General features: G+C 64.5%; 17 protein-coding genes. 9 read left to right on the top strand and 8 right to left on the bottom strand.

Annotated elements, in window-relative coordinates; genetic code table 11:
* Window positions 1-20: 20 nt before the first annotated feature.
* The 4 genes from LK12_RS12690 to LK12_RS12705 all read right to left on the bottom strand — a co-directional run bounded on the left by LK12_RS12690 (window position 21) and on the right by LK12_RS12705 (window position 4091).
* Window positions 21-680 carry a nitroreductase gene (locus LK12_RS12690; protein ID WP_039284242.1) on the bottom strand — a complete coding sequence of 220 codons (660 nt, stop codon included), beginning with the start codon at window positions 678-680 and terminating at the stop codon, window positions 21-23.
* Between the two features lie 41 nt (window positions 681-721).
* Window positions 722-2536 (bottom strand): cobaltochelatase subunit CobT, encoded by a 1815-nt coding sequence (gene cobT / locus LK12_RS12695; RefSeq protein ID WP_039284245.1) that lies wholly within the window; start codon window positions 2534-2536, stop codon window positions 722-724.
* Between the two features lie 156 nt (window positions 2537-2692).
* Window positions 2693-3343, bottom strand: a complete 651-nt coding sequence (fsa, locus tag LK12_RS12700) for a fructose-6-phosphate aldolase (RefSeq protein WP_039284247.1) — start codon at window positions 3341-3343, stop codon at window positions 2693-2695.
* 58 nt (window positions 3344-3401) lie between these two features.
* On the bottom strand, window positions 3402-4091 hold the full coding sequence (locus LK12_RS12705) for a DUF4197 domain-containing protein (RefSeq protein ID WP_039284251.1): 690 nt from the start codon (window positions 4089-4091) through the stop codon (window positions 3402-3404).
* A 48-nt stretch (window positions 4092-4139) separates the two neighbouring features.
* Between LK12_RS12705 and LK12_RS12710 the strand changes: the two genes are divergently transcribed.
* Both LK12_RS12710 and LK12_RS12715 read left to right on the top strand, forming a co-directional pair.
* Entirely contained in the window at window positions 4140-6305 is a 2166-nt protein-coding gene (locus LK12_RS12710) for a primosomal protein N' (RefSeq protein ID WP_039284253.1), read from the top strand.
* A gap of 35 nt (window positions 6306-6340) precedes the next feature.
* Window positions 6341-7897 carry a cryptochrome/photolyase family protein gene (locus LK12_RS12715; protein ID WP_039284257.1) on the top strand — a complete coding sequence of 519 codons (1557 nt, stop codon included), beginning with the start codon at window positions 6341-6343 and terminating at the stop codon, window positions 7895-7897.
* Here LK12_RS12715 and ada read toward each other — a convergent pair.
* Entirely contained in the window at window positions 7894-8937 is a 1044-nt protein-coding gene (gene ada / locus LK12_RS12720; RefSeq protein ID WP_039284261.1) for a bifunctional DNA-binding transcriptional regulator/O6-methylguanine-DNA methyltransferase Ada, read from the bottom strand. The two genes, LK12_RS12715 and ada, sit on opposite strands and share 4 nt — an antisense overlap.
* Window positions 8937-9416, bottom strand: a complete 480-nt coding sequence (locus tag LK12_RS12725) for a DUF1203 domain-containing protein (RefSeq protein WP_039285304.1) — start codon at window positions 9414-9416, stop codon at window positions 8937-8939. Before LK12_RS12725 ends, ada begins: the two co-directional genes overlap by 1 nt.
* A 228-nt stretch (window positions 9417-9644) precedes the next feature.
* Between LK12_RS12725 and LK12_RS12730 the strand changes: the two genes are divergently transcribed.
* The 5 genes from LK12_RS12730 to LK12_RS12750 are packed head-to-tail and all read left to right on the top strand — an operon-like array spanning window position 9645 to window position 14421.
* Complete coding sequence (locus LK12_RS12730) at window positions 9645-10199, top strand: F0F1 ATP synthase subunit delta (protein WP_039284263.1); 555 nt, start codon at window positions 9645-9647, stop codon at window positions 10197-10199.
* Window positions 10200-10212: 13 nt separating this feature from the next.
* Complete coding sequence (gene atpA, locus LK12_RS12735) at window positions 10213-11742, top strand: F0F1 ATP synthase subunit alpha (RefSeq protein ID WP_039284265.1); 1530 nt, start codon at window positions 10213-10215, stop codon at window positions 11740-11742.
* Between the two features lie 59 nt (window positions 11743-11801).
* Window positions 11802-12677, top strand: a complete 876-nt coding sequence (locus LK12_RS12740; RefSeq protein ID WP_039284269.1) for a F0F1 ATP synthase subunit gamma — start codon at window positions 11802-11804, stop codon at window positions 12675-12677.
* Between the two features lie 24 nt (window positions 12678-12701).
* On the top strand, window positions 12702-14159 hold the full coding sequence (gene atpD, locus LK12_RS12745; protein ID WP_039284271.1) for a F0F1 ATP synthase subunit beta: 1458 nt from the start codon (window positions 12702-12704) through the stop codon (window positions 14157-14159).
* A gap of 4 nt (window positions 14160-14163) precedes the next feature.
* Entirely contained in the window at window positions 14164-14421 is a 258-nt protein-coding gene (locus tag LK12_RS12750; RefSeq protein ID WP_039284274.1) for an ATP synthase F1 subunit epsilon, read from the top strand.
* An 83-nt stretch (window positions 14422-14504) separates the two neighbouring features.
* Here the strand turns inward: LK12_RS12750 and LK12_RS12755 are convergent, their stop codons facing one another.
* Complete coding sequence (locus LK12_RS12755) at window positions 14505-14783, bottom strand: HNH endonuclease (protein ID WP_039284277.1); 279 nt, start codon at window positions 14781-14783, stop codon at window positions 14505-14507.
* 214 nt (window positions 14784-14997) lie between these two features.
* Here LK12_RS12755 and LK12_RS12760 point away from each other — a divergent pair, with 214 nt between their 5' ends.
* Window positions 14998-16545 carry a CpaF family protein gene (locus LK12_RS12760; RefSeq protein WP_039284279.1) on the top strand — a complete coding sequence of 516 codons (1548 nt, stop codon included), beginning with the start codon at window positions 14998-15000 and terminating at the stop codon, window positions 16543-16545.
* Window positions 16546-16593: 48 nt separating this feature from the next.
* Here LK12_RS12760 and LK12_RS12765 read toward each other — a convergent pair whose 3' ends face one another.
* Window positions 16594-16803 (bottom strand): hypothetical protein, encoded by a 210-nt coding sequence (locus LK12_RS12765; protein ID WP_039284281.1) that lies wholly within the window; start codon window positions 16801-16803, stop codon window positions 16594-16596.
* A 44-nt stretch (window positions 16804-16847) separates the two neighbouring features.
* Between LK12_RS12765 and LK12_RS12770 the strand changes: the two genes are divergently transcribed.
* Window positions 16848-17822: a DMT family transporter gene (locus LK12_RS12770; protein ID WP_331454141.1), complete on the top strand. Its 975-nt coding sequence runs from the start codon at window positions 16848-16850 to the stop codon at window positions 17820-17822.
* Window positions 17823-17873 lie beyond the last annotated feature (51 nt).

Below are 17873 nucleotides of genomic sequence, written 5' to 3' on the forward strand. Positions count from 1 at the left end.
GCTGAACTTCCAATCTCAACTCAGAACCCGAGAAGACGCACCTGATCATCAAGCGGCACCCTCTCACGCTCGAAATTGTTCACCGGCGCGTCGGGATCGCGGTAACCAATGGCCAGGCCGCAGAACAGCAGCGTATCGTCGGACAGGCCGAGGTGCGCCTTGATGGTCCGCCCATAAACGCCCATCCATTCCTGTGGACAGGAATCGAGCCCTTCGCCGCGCAGCAGCAGCATGATCGTCTGCAGCCACATGCCAACATCGGACCACTGCGGCTCCTTCATCAACTTGGGGAAATGGCTCAGCAACAGCACCGGCGCGCCGAACGAAGTCAGGTTCTGCTGCGAGAACAGGTTACGCTGATCGACATCCTCCCGCCCGATAGTCATCGCGCCGTACATCTGCGCACCGAGCGTGCTCAGGCGCTGCTTGTACTTGTCCACCTGACCGGGCGCCGAGAAATCGTATTCGAGCGGATCGTCCGGCTTGCTGGCGAGCAGAACGTCCTGCAGCGCCTTGAGCGGTGCGCCGGTGAGGACTGTCGCTTCCCAGGGCTGGTAGTTGCAGCCCGAAGGTGCCATCCGCGCCGCTTCCAGCACGCTGAGCAGGGTTTCCGTTTCGACAGGCTGTTCGGTGAACGCCCTGATCGAGCGTCGGGTGGCAACAGCTTCGGCAACGTCCATCGGCATTTCCTTGCAATTCGGCGGATCATCCGGCTAGGTGGTCATTCTTCCTCGAACAGCCCGGCGAGCTGCTCGATCATCGTTCCGCCAAGCTGTTCGGCATCCATGATCGTCACGGCGCGGCGATAGTAGCGGGTCACGTCGTGGCCTATGCCGATGGCCACCAGTTGCACCGGGCTCCTGGCCTCGATCCATTCGATCACCTTGCGCAAGTGCGCTTCAAGGTATCCGGCGGAATTCACCGACAGGGTCGAATCGTCGACCGGAGCGCCGTCGGAGATCACCATCAGGATGCGACGGTCCTCCGGCCGCGCGAGCAGGCGCTGGTGCGCCCAGAGCAGCGCCTCGCCGTCGATGTTTTCCTTGAGTAGCCCCTCGCGCATCATCAGGCCGAGGTTCTTGCGCGCGCGGCGCCAGGGCTCGTCTGCCTGCTTGTAGATGATGTGGCGCAAGTCGTTGAGACGGCCCGGGTGCGGCGGCTTGCCGGCGGTAAGCCAGGCATCGCGGCTGAGGCCGCCCTTCCAGTTGCGCGTGGTAAACCCGAGAATCTCGACCTTGACGCCGCAACGCTCGAGCGTGCGCGCCAGCACATCGGCGCTGATCGCGGCAATCGAGATCGGCCGCCCGCGCATCGACCCCGAATTGTCGAGCAGCAGGGTCACGACCGTATCCTTGAACTCGACGTCGCGCTCGATCTTGTAGGATAGCGACTGGCCCGGCGAGACGACCACGCGCGCCAGCCGCGCGGCATCGAGCAGGCCTTCTTCCTGGTCGAAGTCCCACGACCGGCTCTGCTGCGCCATCAGCCGGCGCTGCAGACGATTGGCGAGCCGCGTCACAACGCCTTGCAAGCCCTTGAGCTGCGCATCGAGATAGGCGCGCAGCCGCGTCAGTTCCTCATCGTCGCACAGTTCAGCAGCGGCAACGATCTCGTCGTAGGCGTCGGTGAAGACCTTGTAGTCGAAACCTTCGGGAATTTCGGTCCAGGGCCGGTTCGGGCGTACGGGCATCATGCCCTCTTCGCCCTCGTCGCCTTCCTGGCCTTCCTCCATTTCGTCGGAAGCTTCGCCCTCGCTCTCGCTTTCGCCCTCGTTCTCGCCCTGCGAGGGTTCGGCGGCCATTTCCGAGGGCTGTTGCTCCTCGCCTGATTCGTCGCCCTCCTGGTCCTCTTCGGTTTCCTCGTCGCCGTCCTGATCGTCTGGCTCTTCGGGCGGCTGTTCGATGTCTTCGGGGCGCGTCAGTTCGAGGTGCTGGAGCATGTCCAGCGACAGAGTCTGGAAAGCGTCCTGATCCTGGATCGACTGGGCCAGCGCGTCGAAATCGCCGCCCGCCTTCTCCTCGATCCACGAGCGGACCATGTCGACGCCGGCCCGCGCCGCTTCGGGGATCGGCTGGCCAGTCAGCTTCTCGCGCAGCATCAGCGCCAATGCGGATTGCACCGGAACCTGATCGGGGGTTTCCGCCCGCATGATCGGATCGGAAGCCATGCGCGCCATCAGCGACGCATCGAGGTTCTCGCGCATGCCGGGATAGGCATTGGACCCCAGCGCCTCGTAACGCACGGCTTCCACGGCGTCGTAGCAGGCGCGGGCCGAGGGCTCGGACGGCGCATTGCGCATGTGCAGCTTGTCGTTGTGGTGCCGCATCTTCAGCGCGAAGCTGTCGGCATAGCCCCTTGCCTGCATCGCCGCCCCGCGCGGAAGGCTCCTGCCCGGCATCGGCAGGCGGAACGTGCCGCCGCTCGCGCTGGGCGCATCGGCCGTCCAGTTGACCTCGATCTCCTTCTCGTGCGCGATGGCCCGGCTGGTGCCGGCGAGAACGGACTTGAAGCGGTCTGAAGGGGATTCGTCTGACATTGCCAATTTGCCTAGCGCATCAGTGTGGGCGGCTCAAATGGACGATGCGCCAGTATTCGCAATAGGACTTCGACAAGCTCAGCCCGAGCGGTTTTGGAAGGGTATGTATCCCTACCTCCGCTCATCCTGAGCCTGTCGAAGGATGTCGGCGCGATCTCAGATCGACTGGCCAGTCTTCGCCCAGTCTGCAAGGAAGCCTTCGATGCCCTTTTCAGTCAGCACGTGCTTGAACAGGCCCTTGATGACGGCCGGTGGCGCCGTCATCACATCGGCACCGATCCTGGCGGCTTCGAGCACGTGCATGCCGTGGCGGATGGATGCGGCGAGGATTTCGGTTTCGAAGGCGTAGTTGTCGTAGATCAGGCGGATGTCGCGGATCAGGTCCATGCCATCGAAGCCATTGTCGTCATGGCGACCGATGAACGGCGAGATGAACGTCGCGCCGGCCTTGGCAGCGAGCAGCGCCTGATTGGCCGAGAAGCACAGCGTGACGTTGACCATCGTGCCGTCGCCGGTGAGCTTCTTGCAGGTCTTGAGGCCATCGACCGTCAGCGGCACCTTGATGCACACGTTGTCGGCAATCTTGCGCAGCACTTCGGCCTCGCGCATCATCCCGGCATGGTCCAGCGCGACGACTTCGGCGCTGACCGGGCCGTGCACGATGCCGCAGATTTCCTTGGTGACTTCCATGAAATCACGGCCGGACTTGGCGATCAGCGAGGGGTTGGTGGTGACGCCATCGAGCAGACCGGTATCGGCAAGCTCCTTGATGTCGGCGATTTCGGCGGTGTCGACGAAGAATTTCATGGTGCGATCCTGAAGTGACGAGTCTCCGGCGCGCTATAGGGAAGCGGGCCCGGCGCGGCTAGAACCCTTTCAGTCCGGCAATCAGCACGGGGTCGTTGGTCGAGGCCGGATCCTCGCGGATGGCCGCTTCGCTGGCGCCGATCTCGTACCAGATGGCGTTGTCCGCATCGAGCGCAAGGGCATGCGCGGCATCGCTGACGTTTACTCCGGAAAGTGCGGAAATGGCCTGGTTGAGGATCGGGTTGTCGGCAAGGCGCATGGCCTTGTCGAGTTCGGGAATCATCGCGTTGACCAGTGCCGAACCCATGGCCTGACGCAGGAAAGTGGTTGCCGCAGTCTTGCCGCCCCGGATCAGCGCCAGCGCATCCCTGATGGATATGGTGCGGACCGCTTCAGCCACGACAGGCGCGGCCTTGCGGGCGCCATCCTCGGCAAGATTGTTGAGTTCGTGCTGCAGCTTCTCGCGGAAGGCCGGCGACCTCAGTACGGCCCCGGCGAGCGTGCCGGGCTTGCCGAAGAGGACCGGCAGGTCGATGCGGGCAACGGCGCTGTCCCAGAAGCCATCCGGCTCGGTCAGCCGTGCAAAGGCGCGCTGGGTGGAATGGCGAAGCAGCCGCTGCACAACTTCAACGTAGCTCATCTTCTCGATGGAGGCACAGCCGGACACGGCCAGTGCTCCCGATGCGAAAAGTCCGGCCAGCAGCGCGCGGCGCCCCAGTGCAAATTCATCCGATCCCCAGTCTTGCATGCACACCTCCTTCACCTCCGGAGCGACCGATGCCTATATGCAAGGCCGATGGAACGCGTCCGACTCCTTGTTTTCAATGCCGCACTGGGCGTTCTCGACTACCGTGTACCGCAGGGAATGACGGTCGAATACGGCTCGGTCGTCGTCGCCCCGCTGGGGCCGCGCCAAGTGCTGGGCATTGTCTGGGAAGCGGAACGCCTGAATGCGCAGGATGTGCCCGCATCCAAATTGCGGCCGCTGCTGGAAGTGCTGCCCGTGCCGCCGCTGCCGGCGCAGCTTCGGCGGCTGATCGAATGGACGGCGGACTATTACTGCGCTCCGCTGTCGTCGGTCGCGCGCATGGCGCTCGGCAGCACGGCGGCGCTGCGCGGCGGCGGGACAACCACCGAATACCGCCTGACGGGGGAGGAACCCAAGCGGATGACGCCGCAGCGCGCCGCGGCGCTCGACGCGCTGCAGGGCGAACAGGGCTCGATCCGCGAACTGGCCGAATTGGCGAGCGTATCCGAAGGCGTGCTGCGCGGTATGGTCGGTGCGGGGCTGCTGGAGCCGGTGACTGTCGATCTCGACCGCCCCTACCCCCCTGCCCGCCCCGACTTCGCCGTACCCAAGCTCAGCGAGGCGCAGAAGGAAGCAGCCGATACGTTCGTGGCGGCGGTCAAGGATCATGCCTTCGCGCCCTTCCTGCTCGATGGTGTGACAGGTTCCGGCAAGACCGAGTGTTATTTCGAGGCCGTGGCCGAAGCCTTGCGCCTGGGCCGGCAAGTGCTCGTCCTGCTGCCCGAGATCGCGCTGACCGAAAACTTCCTGCGCCGCTTCGAGCAGCGCTTCGGCGTCGCGCCGATCCTGTGGCACTCCTCGGTCAAGTCCAGCGAGCGGCGGCGAGCCTGGCGCGCCATCGTGCATGGCGAGGCGCAAGTCGTCGTCGGCGCGCGCTCGGCGCTGTTCCTGCCTTACGCCAGCCTCGGCCTCATCGTGGTGGACGAGGCGCACGAAGTCTCGTTCAAGCAGGACGACGGCGTGCGCTACAATGCGCGCGACGTCGCCGTGATCCGCGCCAAGTTCGAAGCGATTCCGGTGATTCTCGCCAGCGCCACGCCTGCGCTCGAATCGATGCAGCTCGCCGAGGCCGGGGTCTATCGCAAGATCGAACTGCCCGACCGTTTCGGCGGGGCCATGCTGCCCGAGATCGAGATCATCGACTTGCGCAAGGAAGTGCCCGAGCGCGGCCGCTGGCTGGCGCCCCGGCTCGTCGAGGAAATGAAGGACCGGCTGGCGCGCGGCGAACAGTCGCTGCTGTTCCTCAACCGGCGAGGCTATGCGCCGCTGACGCTGTGCCGCCATTGCGGCTACCGCTTCCAGTGCCCCAATTGCACCGCGTGGCTGGTGGAACACCGCTTCTCACAGCGCCTCGCCTGCCACCACTGCGGCCACGAAGTGCCCGTGCCCGATGCCTGCCCCGAATGCGGCACGGCAGACTGCCTCGTCGCCTGCGGGCCGGGGGTGGAGCGCATTGCCGATGAAGTGGCCGAAATCCTGCCCGAGGCGCGGACGGCACTTGTCACCTCGGACACGATGAACACCCCGGAAGCGATCGGCGAATTCGTCGCCAAGGCCGAGGGCGGGGCCATCGACGTGATCATCGGCACGCAGCTCGTCACCAAGGGCTACCACTTCCCCGAACTGACGCTTGTCGGCGTCGTCGATGCCGATCTCGGGCTGGAAGGCGGCGACTTGCGCGCGGCGGAGCGGACCTACCAGCAGGTCGCACAGGTTGCCGGCCGTGCAGGGCGCGGCGAGAAGCCGGGCGAAGTTCTGATCCAGACGCGCCATCCCGAAGCCGCCGTCATCGCCGCGCTGGCCAACGGCGACCGCGATGCCTTCTACGCCGCCGAAACCGAATCGCGCCGCGAAGCCGGGGCCCCACCGTTCGGGCGCTGGGCCGCGATTATCGTCAGCTCGGAGGATCAGGCAGAGGCGCTTTCCGCTGCCCGCGCCATCGGTGGCACCGCGCCGAACCTGCCGGACATGCTGGTTCTCGGCCCCGCCCCTGCCCCGCTCTCGCTGCTGCGCGGACGCCACCGCTTCCGTCTGCTGATCAATGCGCGTCGCTCCGCAGAATTGCAGAAGGCCCTGCGCGACTGGCTGGAGCCGCTGCAATTCCCGCGCGGCGTGCGCGTCAGCATCGATATCGATCCCTATAGCTTCGTGTAACGGCACAAAGCGCGCGCTGACCGGTTAGGCTTCCCATGGCAGGCAAGACTCTCGTTCCGATCCTCGGCGACCAGCTGACGCGCACTCTCGCCTCGCTGCGCGGCCAGACCAAGGCCGATACCGTGGTGCTGATGATGGAGGTCCGCGACGAGACCACTTACGTCAAACACCACAAGCAGAAGATCGCGCTGATCCTCTCGGCCATGCGCCACTTTGCCGCCAAGCTGGAGAAGGCCGGCTGGCAGGTCGACTATGTGAAGCTGACCGACAAGGACAACACCGGCAGCTTCAGCGGTGAAGTCGAGCGGGCGGTAAAGCGCCATTCGCCCGACCGTATCCGCGTCGTCGAACCCGGCGAACTGCGCGTGCGCGAGATGATGGATGCCTGGGCAGATGACTTCGACATCGATGTCGAGATCCTACCCGACGACCGCTTCGTCTGCTCGATCGTGGATTTCCGCAACTGGGCGGACGGGCGCAATAGCCTGCTGATGGAGAGCTTCTACCGCGACATGCGCCGCCGGACCGGCCTGCTCATGTACGGCGACGGTCCCGAAGGCGGCGAATGGAACTACGACAAACAGAACCGCGCCTCGCCTGACGAGGACATGGACCCGTCACCGACACCGCGCTTCGAGCCCGACAACATGACCTGCGAAGTGATCGAGATGGTGCAGAGCGAATGCGCCGATCACTTCGGCGATCTCGACCGGTTCGGCTGGCCGGTCACGTCCGATCAGGCGGACGAGGCTCTCGACGCGTTCATTGCTGAACGCCTACCCGAGTTCGGCAAGTATCAGGACGCGATGGTCCACGGGCAGGACGACCTCTACCACTCGCTCCTGTCCACCTCGATCAATCTCGGGCTGCTCGATCCGCTCGACTGCTGCCGGCGCGCCGAGCAGGCCTATCACGCGGGCGACGCGCCGCTGAATGCGGTCGAGGGGTTCATTCGCCAGATCATCGGCTGGCGCGAATACGTCCGCGGTATCTACTGGCTCGACATGCCCACGCTGCGCTCGGCCAATGCGCTGCAAGCGCGGCGCGCGCTGCCCGAGTTCTACTGGACCGGCGAGACGGACATGCGCTGCATCGCCGACTGCGTCCGCTCGACGCGCGAGAATGCGCATGCGCATCACATCCAGCGGCTGATGGTGCTCGGCAACTTCGCACTGATCGCCGGGATCGAGCCGCAGCAGGTCGAGGACTGGTTCCTCGTCGTCTATGCCGATGCCTACGAATGGGTAGAGCTGCCCAATGTCGCCGCCATGGCGCTATGGGCGGACAAGGGCCGGCTGGCCTCCAAGCCTTATGCGGCAAGCGGCAACTACATCAACAAGATGTCCGACTACTGCGGGGATTGCCGCTACACGGTCTCGAAGAAGACCGGCGAAGACTCGTGCCCCTTCAATTCGCTCTACTGGCACTTCATGGACCGCCACCGCACCCTGTTCGAGAAGAACCGCCGGATATCGCGGGTCTATTCGAACTGGGACCGGATGGATGCCGACAAGCGCAAGGCCTACCTGGATACCGCCGAGGTCTTCCTCAAGTCGCTCAAACCGGCCGGCAAGACCTGGGCCCGCGACTAGACCGAACCTTCGCGCTCCCGGCGCAGAAGTTCCCGCTTGATCTCCTCGCCATAAGCATAGCCGCCCACCGAGCCGTCTGTGCGGATCACGCGATGGCACGGGATCAACACGGCCACGTTGTTCGCTCCATTGGCTGTGCCCGCCGCCCGAACGGCGCCCGGCTTGCCGATCGCCGCGGCGATCTGGGCGTAAGTGCGCGTCTCACCGGCCGGGATTCGCTGCAATTCCTGCCACACGGCTTCCTGAAACGCCGTACCCCGCACATCGAGCGGGATAGCCCGGCTCCTTCCCGGTTGCTCGACGGCGGACACGACCTGCTCGACCAGCTTGGCAAAGTCCTCTCCGCCTTCGACCAACTCGGCGTTGGGGAAACGCTCGGCCAGTTCCTCCCGGCCCTCCGCGAAGGACAGGCGGCACACACCCTTGTCGGTTGCCGCAACGAGCATTGGCCCCAGGGTGGACGGCACCACCGTCCAGCGAATCGTCACGCCCAGCCCGCCATCGCGCCATGCAGAGGGCGCCATCCCCATTCTCCCTTCGCTCGCTTCGTAGAATCGCGAGGATGCGCCGAACCCCGCCTCGTAGATCGCTTCGGTCACGCTGGCACCGGCACTCAACGCTTCGCCTGCCAGCGCCATGCGCCGCGCGCGCATGTATTGGGCCGGAGAGAGGCCCACGGCGCGCTTGAACACGCGCTGGAAATGCGCCGGGCTGTATCCCACCACCTCGGCCAGTTCCGCCAACGCCGGAGGCTGTTCCGCCGCGCCAAGCAGTTGCAGCGCGCGCGAGATGGCTTCTTCATCGCGCGAGGCTTCATTGGGCCGGCACCGCAGACAGGGACGCAGCCCGGCGGCCTCTGCCGCTTCGGGTCCTGCAAAGAAGCGCACGTTCTCCCGGCGAGGATGGCGCGCCGAGCAGGACGGACGGCAATATATCCCGGTCGTGAGCACGCCGGTGACGAATCGCCCGTCGAAGGCCTTGTCCCGGGACATCACCGCCTGCCACGCGCGGTCGTCGTCCACTGCCGGTTGAGCACACATCACGCATCGTCTCCATGACGCTCTATCCGCGCCGCGAAACATCCATAGGCGGCATTGTGGGCGTGGATGCAAGCGATCCGCCTATCGGCAAACAGGTCGCGAATCCCCTGCTCCGTTTCACCGGGCATTGTCAGCCTGGCGCATACCAGATCCCCAGCCAAGTCGAATCCGCGAAGTGAAAGTGGCCGCCCCGCGAAGACTGGAGGCAGTCGATCGACCCAGGCCTCTGGCTCTCGCGCCGCTTCCCTCACATATATCGCATAAGCGGTACGATAGGGATTGGCGACGTCGTGGCTCACGAAGTTGAGCAGAATCAGGCTCTCGCCCCTGCGTGCATCCTCTAGGCTGACGCGGCAGGGAAAGCCTCTATCGGCATCTGCGGTGACCCGTCTTGCGCCCGACCGTGCGAGTTCCGCGGTGGTCATCGCGAAATAGCGGGCAAAGGTTTCGCGGGATAAGCCGGCAATTCTATAGGTCACGGGCAACTCCTTTTCGGTGTCACCAGAACCCATTAAGCATTGCACGCGCCTGCGCTTCCCGCCTGTTGCTTTCAAACCGCACGGGCGAGCATTGTCGGTAGTGGTCAAGGGGCGCCTTGCATCGCAACAATATCGTCGCTATGCGCGCCCCGTCTGCGGGCCGGGGGGCACGGTGTTATGTTGCGTCCCCAAGTGCCTCAGCCCACCCGATGTAAGGATAGGACACGCGTGGAGAATTCCGGCGGCATTAAAGCCAGCTTGCAAGGGCGCTACGCTTCGGCGCTGTTTGACCTTGCCAGTGAAAACGGCACCGTATCGGCGGTCGAGACCGACCTCGATAAGATTGGCGAAGCCATCAAGGAGAGCGCTGATTTCGGCGCCCTGATTCGCAATCCGCAGATCAGCCGCGACGCGGCCGGCAAGGCAATGGAAGCCGTTGCCGACGTGCTGGGCCTCTCGCCGCTCACCAAGAATTTCCTGGGCGTCCTGGCCGGCAATCGCCGCCTGTCCGCCCTGCCCGAAATCATTCGCGCCTTCACTGCCATCGCCGCCGCCCAGCGCGGCGAAGCGACGGCAGAAGTCACTTCCGCCCACGCGCTGAGCGACGAACAGGTCGAACAGCTGCGCCAGAAGCTGGAAGTGCGCGAAGGTCGCAATGTAAAGATGAAGACGAGCGTGGACCCCGACCTGCTTGGCGGTCTCGTCGTCACTATCGGCTCCAAGCGCATCGACAGCTCGATCCGCACTCGTCTCAATTCGCTCGCCCAGGCCATGAAGGGCTAAGAAAGGCAGAACAATGGATATCCGCGCAGCAGAAATCTCGAAGGTCATCAAGGACCAGATCGCCAGCTTCGGCACCGAAGCACAGGTTTCCGAAGTCGGCTCGGTTCTGTCGGTCGGTGACGGCATCGCCCGCATTCACGGCCTCGACAACGTCCAGGCCGGTGAAATGGTCGAGTTCGCCAACGGCGTTCAGGGCATGGCGCTCAACCTCGAAGCCGACAACGTCGGCGTCGTGATCTTCGGCTCGGACGCCGAGATCAAGGAAGGCGACACCGTCAAGCGCACCAACACCATCGTCGACGTTCCCGTCGGCAAGGGCCTGCTGGGCCGCGTGGTGGACGCTCTCGGCAACCCGATCGACGGCAAGGGCCCGATCGTCGCCGACAAGCGCGCGCGCGTCGAAGCCAAGGCTCCTGGCATCATCCCGCGTAAGTCGGTACACGAGCCCGTGCAGACCGGCCTCAAGGCCATCGACGCTCTCGTTCCCGTCGGCCGCGGCCAGCGCGAGCTGATCATCGGTGACCGTCAGACCGGCAAGACCGCCGTCGCCATCGACACCTTCATCAACCAGAAGGGTCCGAACTCGGGCGACGACGAGAGCAAGAAGCTCTACTGCATCTACGTCGCCGTCGGCCAGAAGCGCTCGACCGTCGCGCAGATCGTGCGTCAGCTCGAGGAAAACGGCGCGATGGAATACTCCATCATCATCGCCGCGACCGCTTCGGAGCCCGCTCCGCTGCAGTACCTCGCGCCCTACACCGGCGCCGCGATGGGTGAGTTCTTCCGCGACAACGGCATGCACGCCGTGATCGTGTACGACGACCTTTCCAAGCAGGCCGTCGCCTACCGCCAGATGTCGCTGCTGCTTCGCCGTCCGCCGGGCCGTGAAGCCTACCCGGGCGACGTGTTCTACCTGCACAGCCGCCTGCTTGAGCGCGCCGCGAAGATGAACGACGAGATGGGCGCCGGTTCGCTGACCGCTCTGCCGATCATCGAAACCCAGGCCGGCGACGTTTCGGCCTACATTCCGACCAACGTGATCTCGATCACCGACGGCCAGATCTTCCTTGAAACCGGCCTGTTCTACCAGGGCGTGCGTCCGGCCATCAACGTCGGCCTCTCGGTCAGCCGCGTCGGCGGTTCGGCCCAGACCAAGGCGATGAAGAAGGTTGCCGGTTCGATCAAGCTGGAGCTGGCGCAGTACCGCGAAATGGCGGCCTTCGCGCAGTTCGGTTCGGACCTCGATGCGTCGACGCAGAAGCTGCTCAACCGCGGTGCGCGTCTGACCGAGCTGCTCAAGCAGCCGCAGTTCTCGCCGCTGCCGTTCGAAGAGCAGACCGTCTCGATCTTCGCCGGCACCAACGGTTATCTCGACAAGCTCCCGGTCGACAAGGTGACCGAATACGAAGCCGAAATGCTCAGCTTCATGCGTTCGGAACATGCCGACGTTCTGGCGGAAATCCGCAACACGCAGAAGTTCGAAGGCGAGATCAAGGACAAGACCGTCGCGGCGCTCGACGCCTTCGCCAAGCAGTTCGCCTGAGACTGACCTGATCCCCATCGTTCCGGTTTCGGCCGGAACGATGAAACGGAGAGAAACGAGTGGCATCGCTCAAGGAACTCAAAGGCCGCATCAACTCGGTCAAATCGACCCAGAAGATCACCAAGGCCAAGCAGATGGTCGCCGCGGCCAAGCTGCGCAAGGCGCAGGCCGCCGCGGAGTCCGCGCGTCCGTACGCCGCCCGCCTCGCCGAGGTGATGGGCTCGCTCGCCAGCAAGATCACGGTGAGCGAGAACTCGCCCAAGCTGCTTGCCGGCACCGGCAGCGATCAGGTTCACCTGCTCGTCGTCGCGAACTCGGACAAGGGCCTGTGCGGCGCGTTCAACTCGAACATCGTCAAGGCCGCCCGGGCCAAGGCGCGCGAGCTTGAGGCAGAGGGCAAGACCGTGCTGTTCTACCTCATCGGCCGCAAGGGCCGTGCAGTGATCAAGCGCGAACACCCCAAGCAGATCGCTCACATGTTCGATACCACGGACGTACGCGATCCCGGCTTCAACGAGGCGGAACGCGTCGCCGACGAACTCGTCGCCATGTACGAGGACGGCAAGTTCGACGTTGCGCACCTGTTCTTCTCGAAGTTCCGCTCGGCCCTGCTGCAGGAACCGACCGGCATGCAGATCATCCCGGTTCCGGCCCCGAAGGAAGCCGCGACCGGTTCCGACGCGGTGACCGAATACGAACCGGAAGAGGAAGAAATCCTCGCCGCGCTTCTCCCGCGCTACCTGAAGACGCAGATCTTCGGCGCGCTGCTGGAGAACGCAGCGTCCGAACAGGGTGCGTCGATGACCGCCATGGACAACGCGACGCGCAATGCCGGCGAACTGATCGACAAGCTTACCATCGTCTACAATCGCACCCGTCAGGCTGCGATCACCACCGAACTCGTTGAAATCATCGCCGGCGCGGAAGCGCTCTAAGGCATCGCAGGCAAGGACAGAAAAATGGCCACCGCACCCGTGCTTAACCAGACCACGACCGGCAAGATCAGCCAGGTCATCGGCGCCGTCGTCGACGTGACCTTCGAAGGCGAGCTGCCGGCCATCCTCACCGCGCTCGAGACCGACAACAACGGTCAGACGCTGGTTCTCGAAGTTGCCCAACACCTGGGCGAGAACACCGTCCGCACCATCGCCATGGACGGCACCGACGGCCTCACCCGCGGCCAGGACGTGACCAACACCGGCAAGCAGATCTCGGTGCCGGTCGGCCCCAAGACGCTCGGCCGCATCATGAACGTCGTCGGCGAGCCGATCGACGAGCGCGGCCCGATCGGTTCGGACATGCACGCCCCGATCCACGCCAAGGCCCCGGACTTCATCGAGCAATCGACCGAAGCGGCGATCCTGGTCACCGGCATCAAGGTCATCGACCTTCTCGCGCCTTACGCCAAGGGCGGCAAGATCGGCCTGTTCGGCGGCGCCGGCGTCGGCAAGACCGTGCTTATCCAGGAACTCATCAACAACATCGCGAAGGGCCACGGCGGCGTGTCCGTGTTCGCCGGTGTCGGTGAGCGTACCCGCGAAGGCAACGACCTCTACCATGAGTTCCTCGACGCCGACGTCATTGCCAAGGACGCCGAAGGCAACGCCATTTCGGAAGGTTCGAAGGTGGCCCTCGTGTTCGGTCAGATGAACGAACCCCCGGGCGCCCGTGCCCGCGTCGCGCTCTCGGGCCTGACCATGGCCGAGTACTTCCGCGACCAGGAAGGCCAGGACGTTCTCTTCTTCGTCGACAACATCTTCCGCTTCACCCAGGCGGGCGCCGAAGTGTCGGCCCTGCTCGGCCGTATTCCTTCGGCCGTGGGCTATCAGCCGACCCTGTCGACCGACATGGGCGCGCTGCAGGAACGCATCACCTCGACCACCAAGGGCTCGATCACGTCGGTTCAGGCCATCTACGTTCCGGCCGACGACCTTACCGACCCGGCGCCGGCCACCTCGTTCGCCCACCTGGACGCAACGACCACGCTGAACCGCGCCATCTCCGAGCTGGGCATCTACCCGGCGGTCGACCCGCTCGACTCCACCTCGCGCGTTCTCGAGCCGCGCGTCGTCGGCAACGAGCACTACGAGACGGCCCGCAAGGTCCAGGAAACGCTGCAGAAGTACAAGTCGCTGCAGGACATCATCGCCATTCTCGGCATGGACGAGCTTTCGGAAGAAGATAAGCTCACCGTGGCGCGCGCCCGCAAGATCCAGAAGTTCCTCTCGCAGCCGTTCCACGTTGCCGAGGTCTTCACCAACATCCCGGGCAAGTTCGTGCAGCTCGAAGACACCGTGAAGTCGTTCAAGGCTGTCGTCGACGGCGAGTACGACCACCTGCCGGAAGACGCCTTCTACATGGTCGGCGGCATCGAAGAAGCCGTCGCGAAAGCCAAGAAGCTGGCCGAGGACGCCTGAGGCCATGGCTCTGCACTTCGAACTCGTCACGCCGGCGAAGCTCGTCCGTTCCGAGGACGTCCACATGGTGGTCGTCCCCGGTACGGAAGGCGAGTTCGGCGTGCTGGAGGGCCATGCGCCCTTCATGTCGACGATCGCCGACGGCGCGCTGCAGGTCTACAAGACCGCAAACGGCGCGCCCGAGCAGATCCGCATCACCGGCGGTTTTGCTGAAGTCGGCGATGCCGGCCTGACCGTGCTCGCGGAGCACGTGGAAGGCTGAGCGCCACACACATTGCTGACTACAAAGCGGGTGTCGTCAATTGCTGGCGGCACCCGCTTTCGTTTGCCTCCCCGCTCGGGCAGTCACTTTCTGCGCGCTGTCGGAGCGTGAAAGTCCGGCGGCTTGGTGCCGACCCAGGCAACGAATTTCGCGATCGCGGGTGACTTGCGCAGGGTTCGGCCATCGCTTCCGATCCGGTCCAGTTCCGCGTTGCTGAAATTTGCATGTATGGTGCGGTGACAGATGGGATGGACCGGCACCACATCGCGCCCGCCGCGGCTCTTGGGTACGGGGTGATGCCACTCGACCCGGCGCCCCAACGGCCTTGCGCACAGCCAGCAGGTCAATGCATCGTCGGTCATGGGAGGCTATCTAGCGTCTCCGGTCGACAGCGCCAATGCAGCCCTCGGCGTCCCTGACGACTGGCCTCGCAGCGGCGGACAATCCCGCCATATCTTTCTCTTTCAATATCGACGCCATTAGGAAGTTATCAAAGTTTCAACCTTAATGATCGGTTTTCAACACGATGAAACACGCCTGGCCCAGGCCGGGGCAGTGAAAGAGGTTGGAAGACTTATGAGCGCATTCGGGCGGCGAAACGGAATCGGCGGAATGGGACAGGGTTCGCGGCCTGCCTTCGGCGTGGCCAAGCCCCTGAAGGGTGGAGCCCAGGAAAAGGCCCCTCCACCACCCGCATCCGGCAATCCGGGCTCGGCACCGATCCCGGGCGGCGGCGACCAGTTTCCGCCGTTGCCGGGCGGCGATGGCGCGGCGGCGCCGCAGAACCTTCGCGAAGATGCCATGACGCGCCTGGCGGATCGCGCCAATGCGGTGCACGATTCGCAATCCGAGCAGGGCGGCTTCGAAGCCTCGATCCACAAGATCAAGGAACAGGTGCTTCCACGCCTGCTCGAACGCGTCGACCCGGAAGCGGCCGCCACCCTGACCAAGGATGAACTGTCGGAGGAATTCCGGCCGATCATCATGGAGGTGCTGGCCGAGCTCAAGATCACCTTCAACCGCCGCGAACAGTTCGCGCTGGAAAAGGTCCTGATCGACGAGCTTCTCGGTTTCGGACCGCTGGAGGAACTGCTGAACGACCCGGATGTCTCCGACATCATGGTCAACGGACCCAACCAGACCTACATCGAAAAGAAGGGCAAGCTGCAGCTCGCGCCGACCAAGTTCCGCGACGAGCAGCACCTGTTCCAGATCGCCCAGCGCATCGTCAATCAGGTCGGCCGCCGGGTCGACCAGACCACGCCGCTGGCCGACGCCCGTCTCAAGGACGGCAGCCGTGTCAACGTGATCGTCCCGCCGCTTTCGCTGCGGGGCACCGCGATCTCGATTCGTAAGTTCTCCGAAAAGCCGATCACCATCGACATGCTCAAGGACTTCGGTTCGATGAGCGAAAAGATGGCGACCGCGCTCAAAATCGCCGGCGCCTGCCGCATGAACGTCGTCATCTCCGGCGGTACCGGCTCGGGCAAGACGACCATGCTCAACGCCCTGTCGAAGATGATCGACCCGGGCGAGCGCGTGCTGACGATCGAAGACGCCGCAGAACTTCGCCTGCAGCAGCCGCACTGGCTACCGCTCGAAACGCGTCCGCCGAACCTGGAAGGCCAGGGCGCGATCACCATCGGCGACCTCGTCAAGAACGCCCTGCGTATGCGCCCGGACCGCATCATCCTGGGCGAAATTCGTGGCGCCGAGTGCTTCGACCTGCTCGCCGCCATGAACACCGGCCACGACGGCTCGATGTGTACGCTTCACGCCAACAGCCCGCGCGAGTGCCTGGGCCGTATGGAAAACATGATCCTGATGGGCGACATCAAGATCCCCAAGGAAGCCATCAGCCGCCAGATCGCCGAATCGGTGGACCTCATCGTGCAGGTTAAGCGTCTTCGCGACGGTTCGCGCCGCACCACCAACATCACCGAAGTGATCGGCATGGAAGGCGACGTCATCGTCACCCAGGAACTGTTCAAGTTCGAATATCTGGACGAAACCGACGACGGCAAGATCCTGGGCGAATTCCGCGCTTCGGGCCTGCGGCCCTACACGCTGGAAAAGGCGCGCCAGTTCGGCTTCGACCAGGCCTACCTCGAAGCCTGCCTGTAACCCTCTTGGCCGCACCTCCTTCCGGGAGGGCGGATCGGCCGGGCCTACTCAATTGCCGCCGAGCAAGGCCCGGCCGGACAAGCCAAGCAAGAGCACCGCTGACATCAGCGCCCAGAAGAAGATCGCCGTCCACGGCATGAAACCCACCCTGTCGAGGTTGCGCCGCCGGATGCGTCTGCGATCCTGAATCCATGCGAGCGCTGCCAGCAATGCGGACACCGCACCCGCGATTGCCATGATTCGGTTGGTATCCGTCATGCCCGGCCCTTGCCTGCCTGTGCGGCAGAGTTAAAGCCCCCGCAGTGACCTCCCCTTCTCGTCCCCCCTCGCACGACCGTCCGCTGCTCGCCATTATCCTGAGGCTGGCGGCGATGGTGATGCTGTCCACCATGTTCATGTTGATGAAGGTCGCCAGCGAACGCGGTGTCTCGCTGCCCGAACTGATTTTCTGGCGGCAGGCGATGAGCGTCCCGATGATCTTGGCCTGGCTGCTGGCCACGCGCAGCGTCGGCGTGCTCGCCACGACGCGCATGGGAAGCCATGCCTTGCGCGCCACCACCGGAACGGCGGGGCTTTGCTGCAATGTCGGCGCGGCCACGCTTCTGCCGCTGCCCGAAGCGACGACACTGGGTTTCACTTCCCCCCTGTTTGCCGTGCTGATCACGGCGCTGATCCTGCGCGACAAGGTCGGCAAGTGGCGCTGGATGGCAGTCGCCTTGGGCTTTGCCGGCGTGCTGGTGATCGCCCAGCCCGGCAGCGCCCCTGTCGCGCCCCTGGGCATTGCCGCCGGCCTCGGCGCGGGCGTGATCGTCGCCGCCGTCAGCTTCCAGATCCGCGACCTCGCCCGCACGGAGGCCCCGATCGCCTGTGTGTTCTGGTTCGCCTTTTACGGTGCCTTGCTGACGGCGACATTGTTGCCGCTCTATGCGGGCCCGCACGGCAGGACCGAATGGCTCATGCTGGGCGCCATCGCCATCACCGGCACGATCGCCCAGTTCCTCATCACCGCTGCCCTGCGCTTCGGCCAGGTCGCCACGGTGGTCGTGATGGATTACACGTCGCTCATGTGGGCGACCTTCTACGGCTGGCTGATCTGGGACAGCCTTCCACCGCATACCACGGCGCTGGGCGCCCCGCTGATCATCGCGGCGGGACTGATCATCACCTGGCGCGAACGCTACCTCTCGCGCCGCATATCTCCCACTTCGTCGATGGACGTCGGAGCCATCGAGGAGATGGACACGGGCGTATCCCGGGAAACGCCCGCGGGAACCTGATCGTGGCTTGCGAGTTGCGTTCCAAACAAGCGGTCCGGTCGAGGTCCGCTG

This window comes from Novosphingobium malaysiense (assembly GCF_000802225.1).
GTDB lineage: Bacteria > Pseudomonadota > Alphaproteobacteria > Sphingomonadales > Sphingomonadaceae > Novosphingobium > Novosphingobium malaysiense.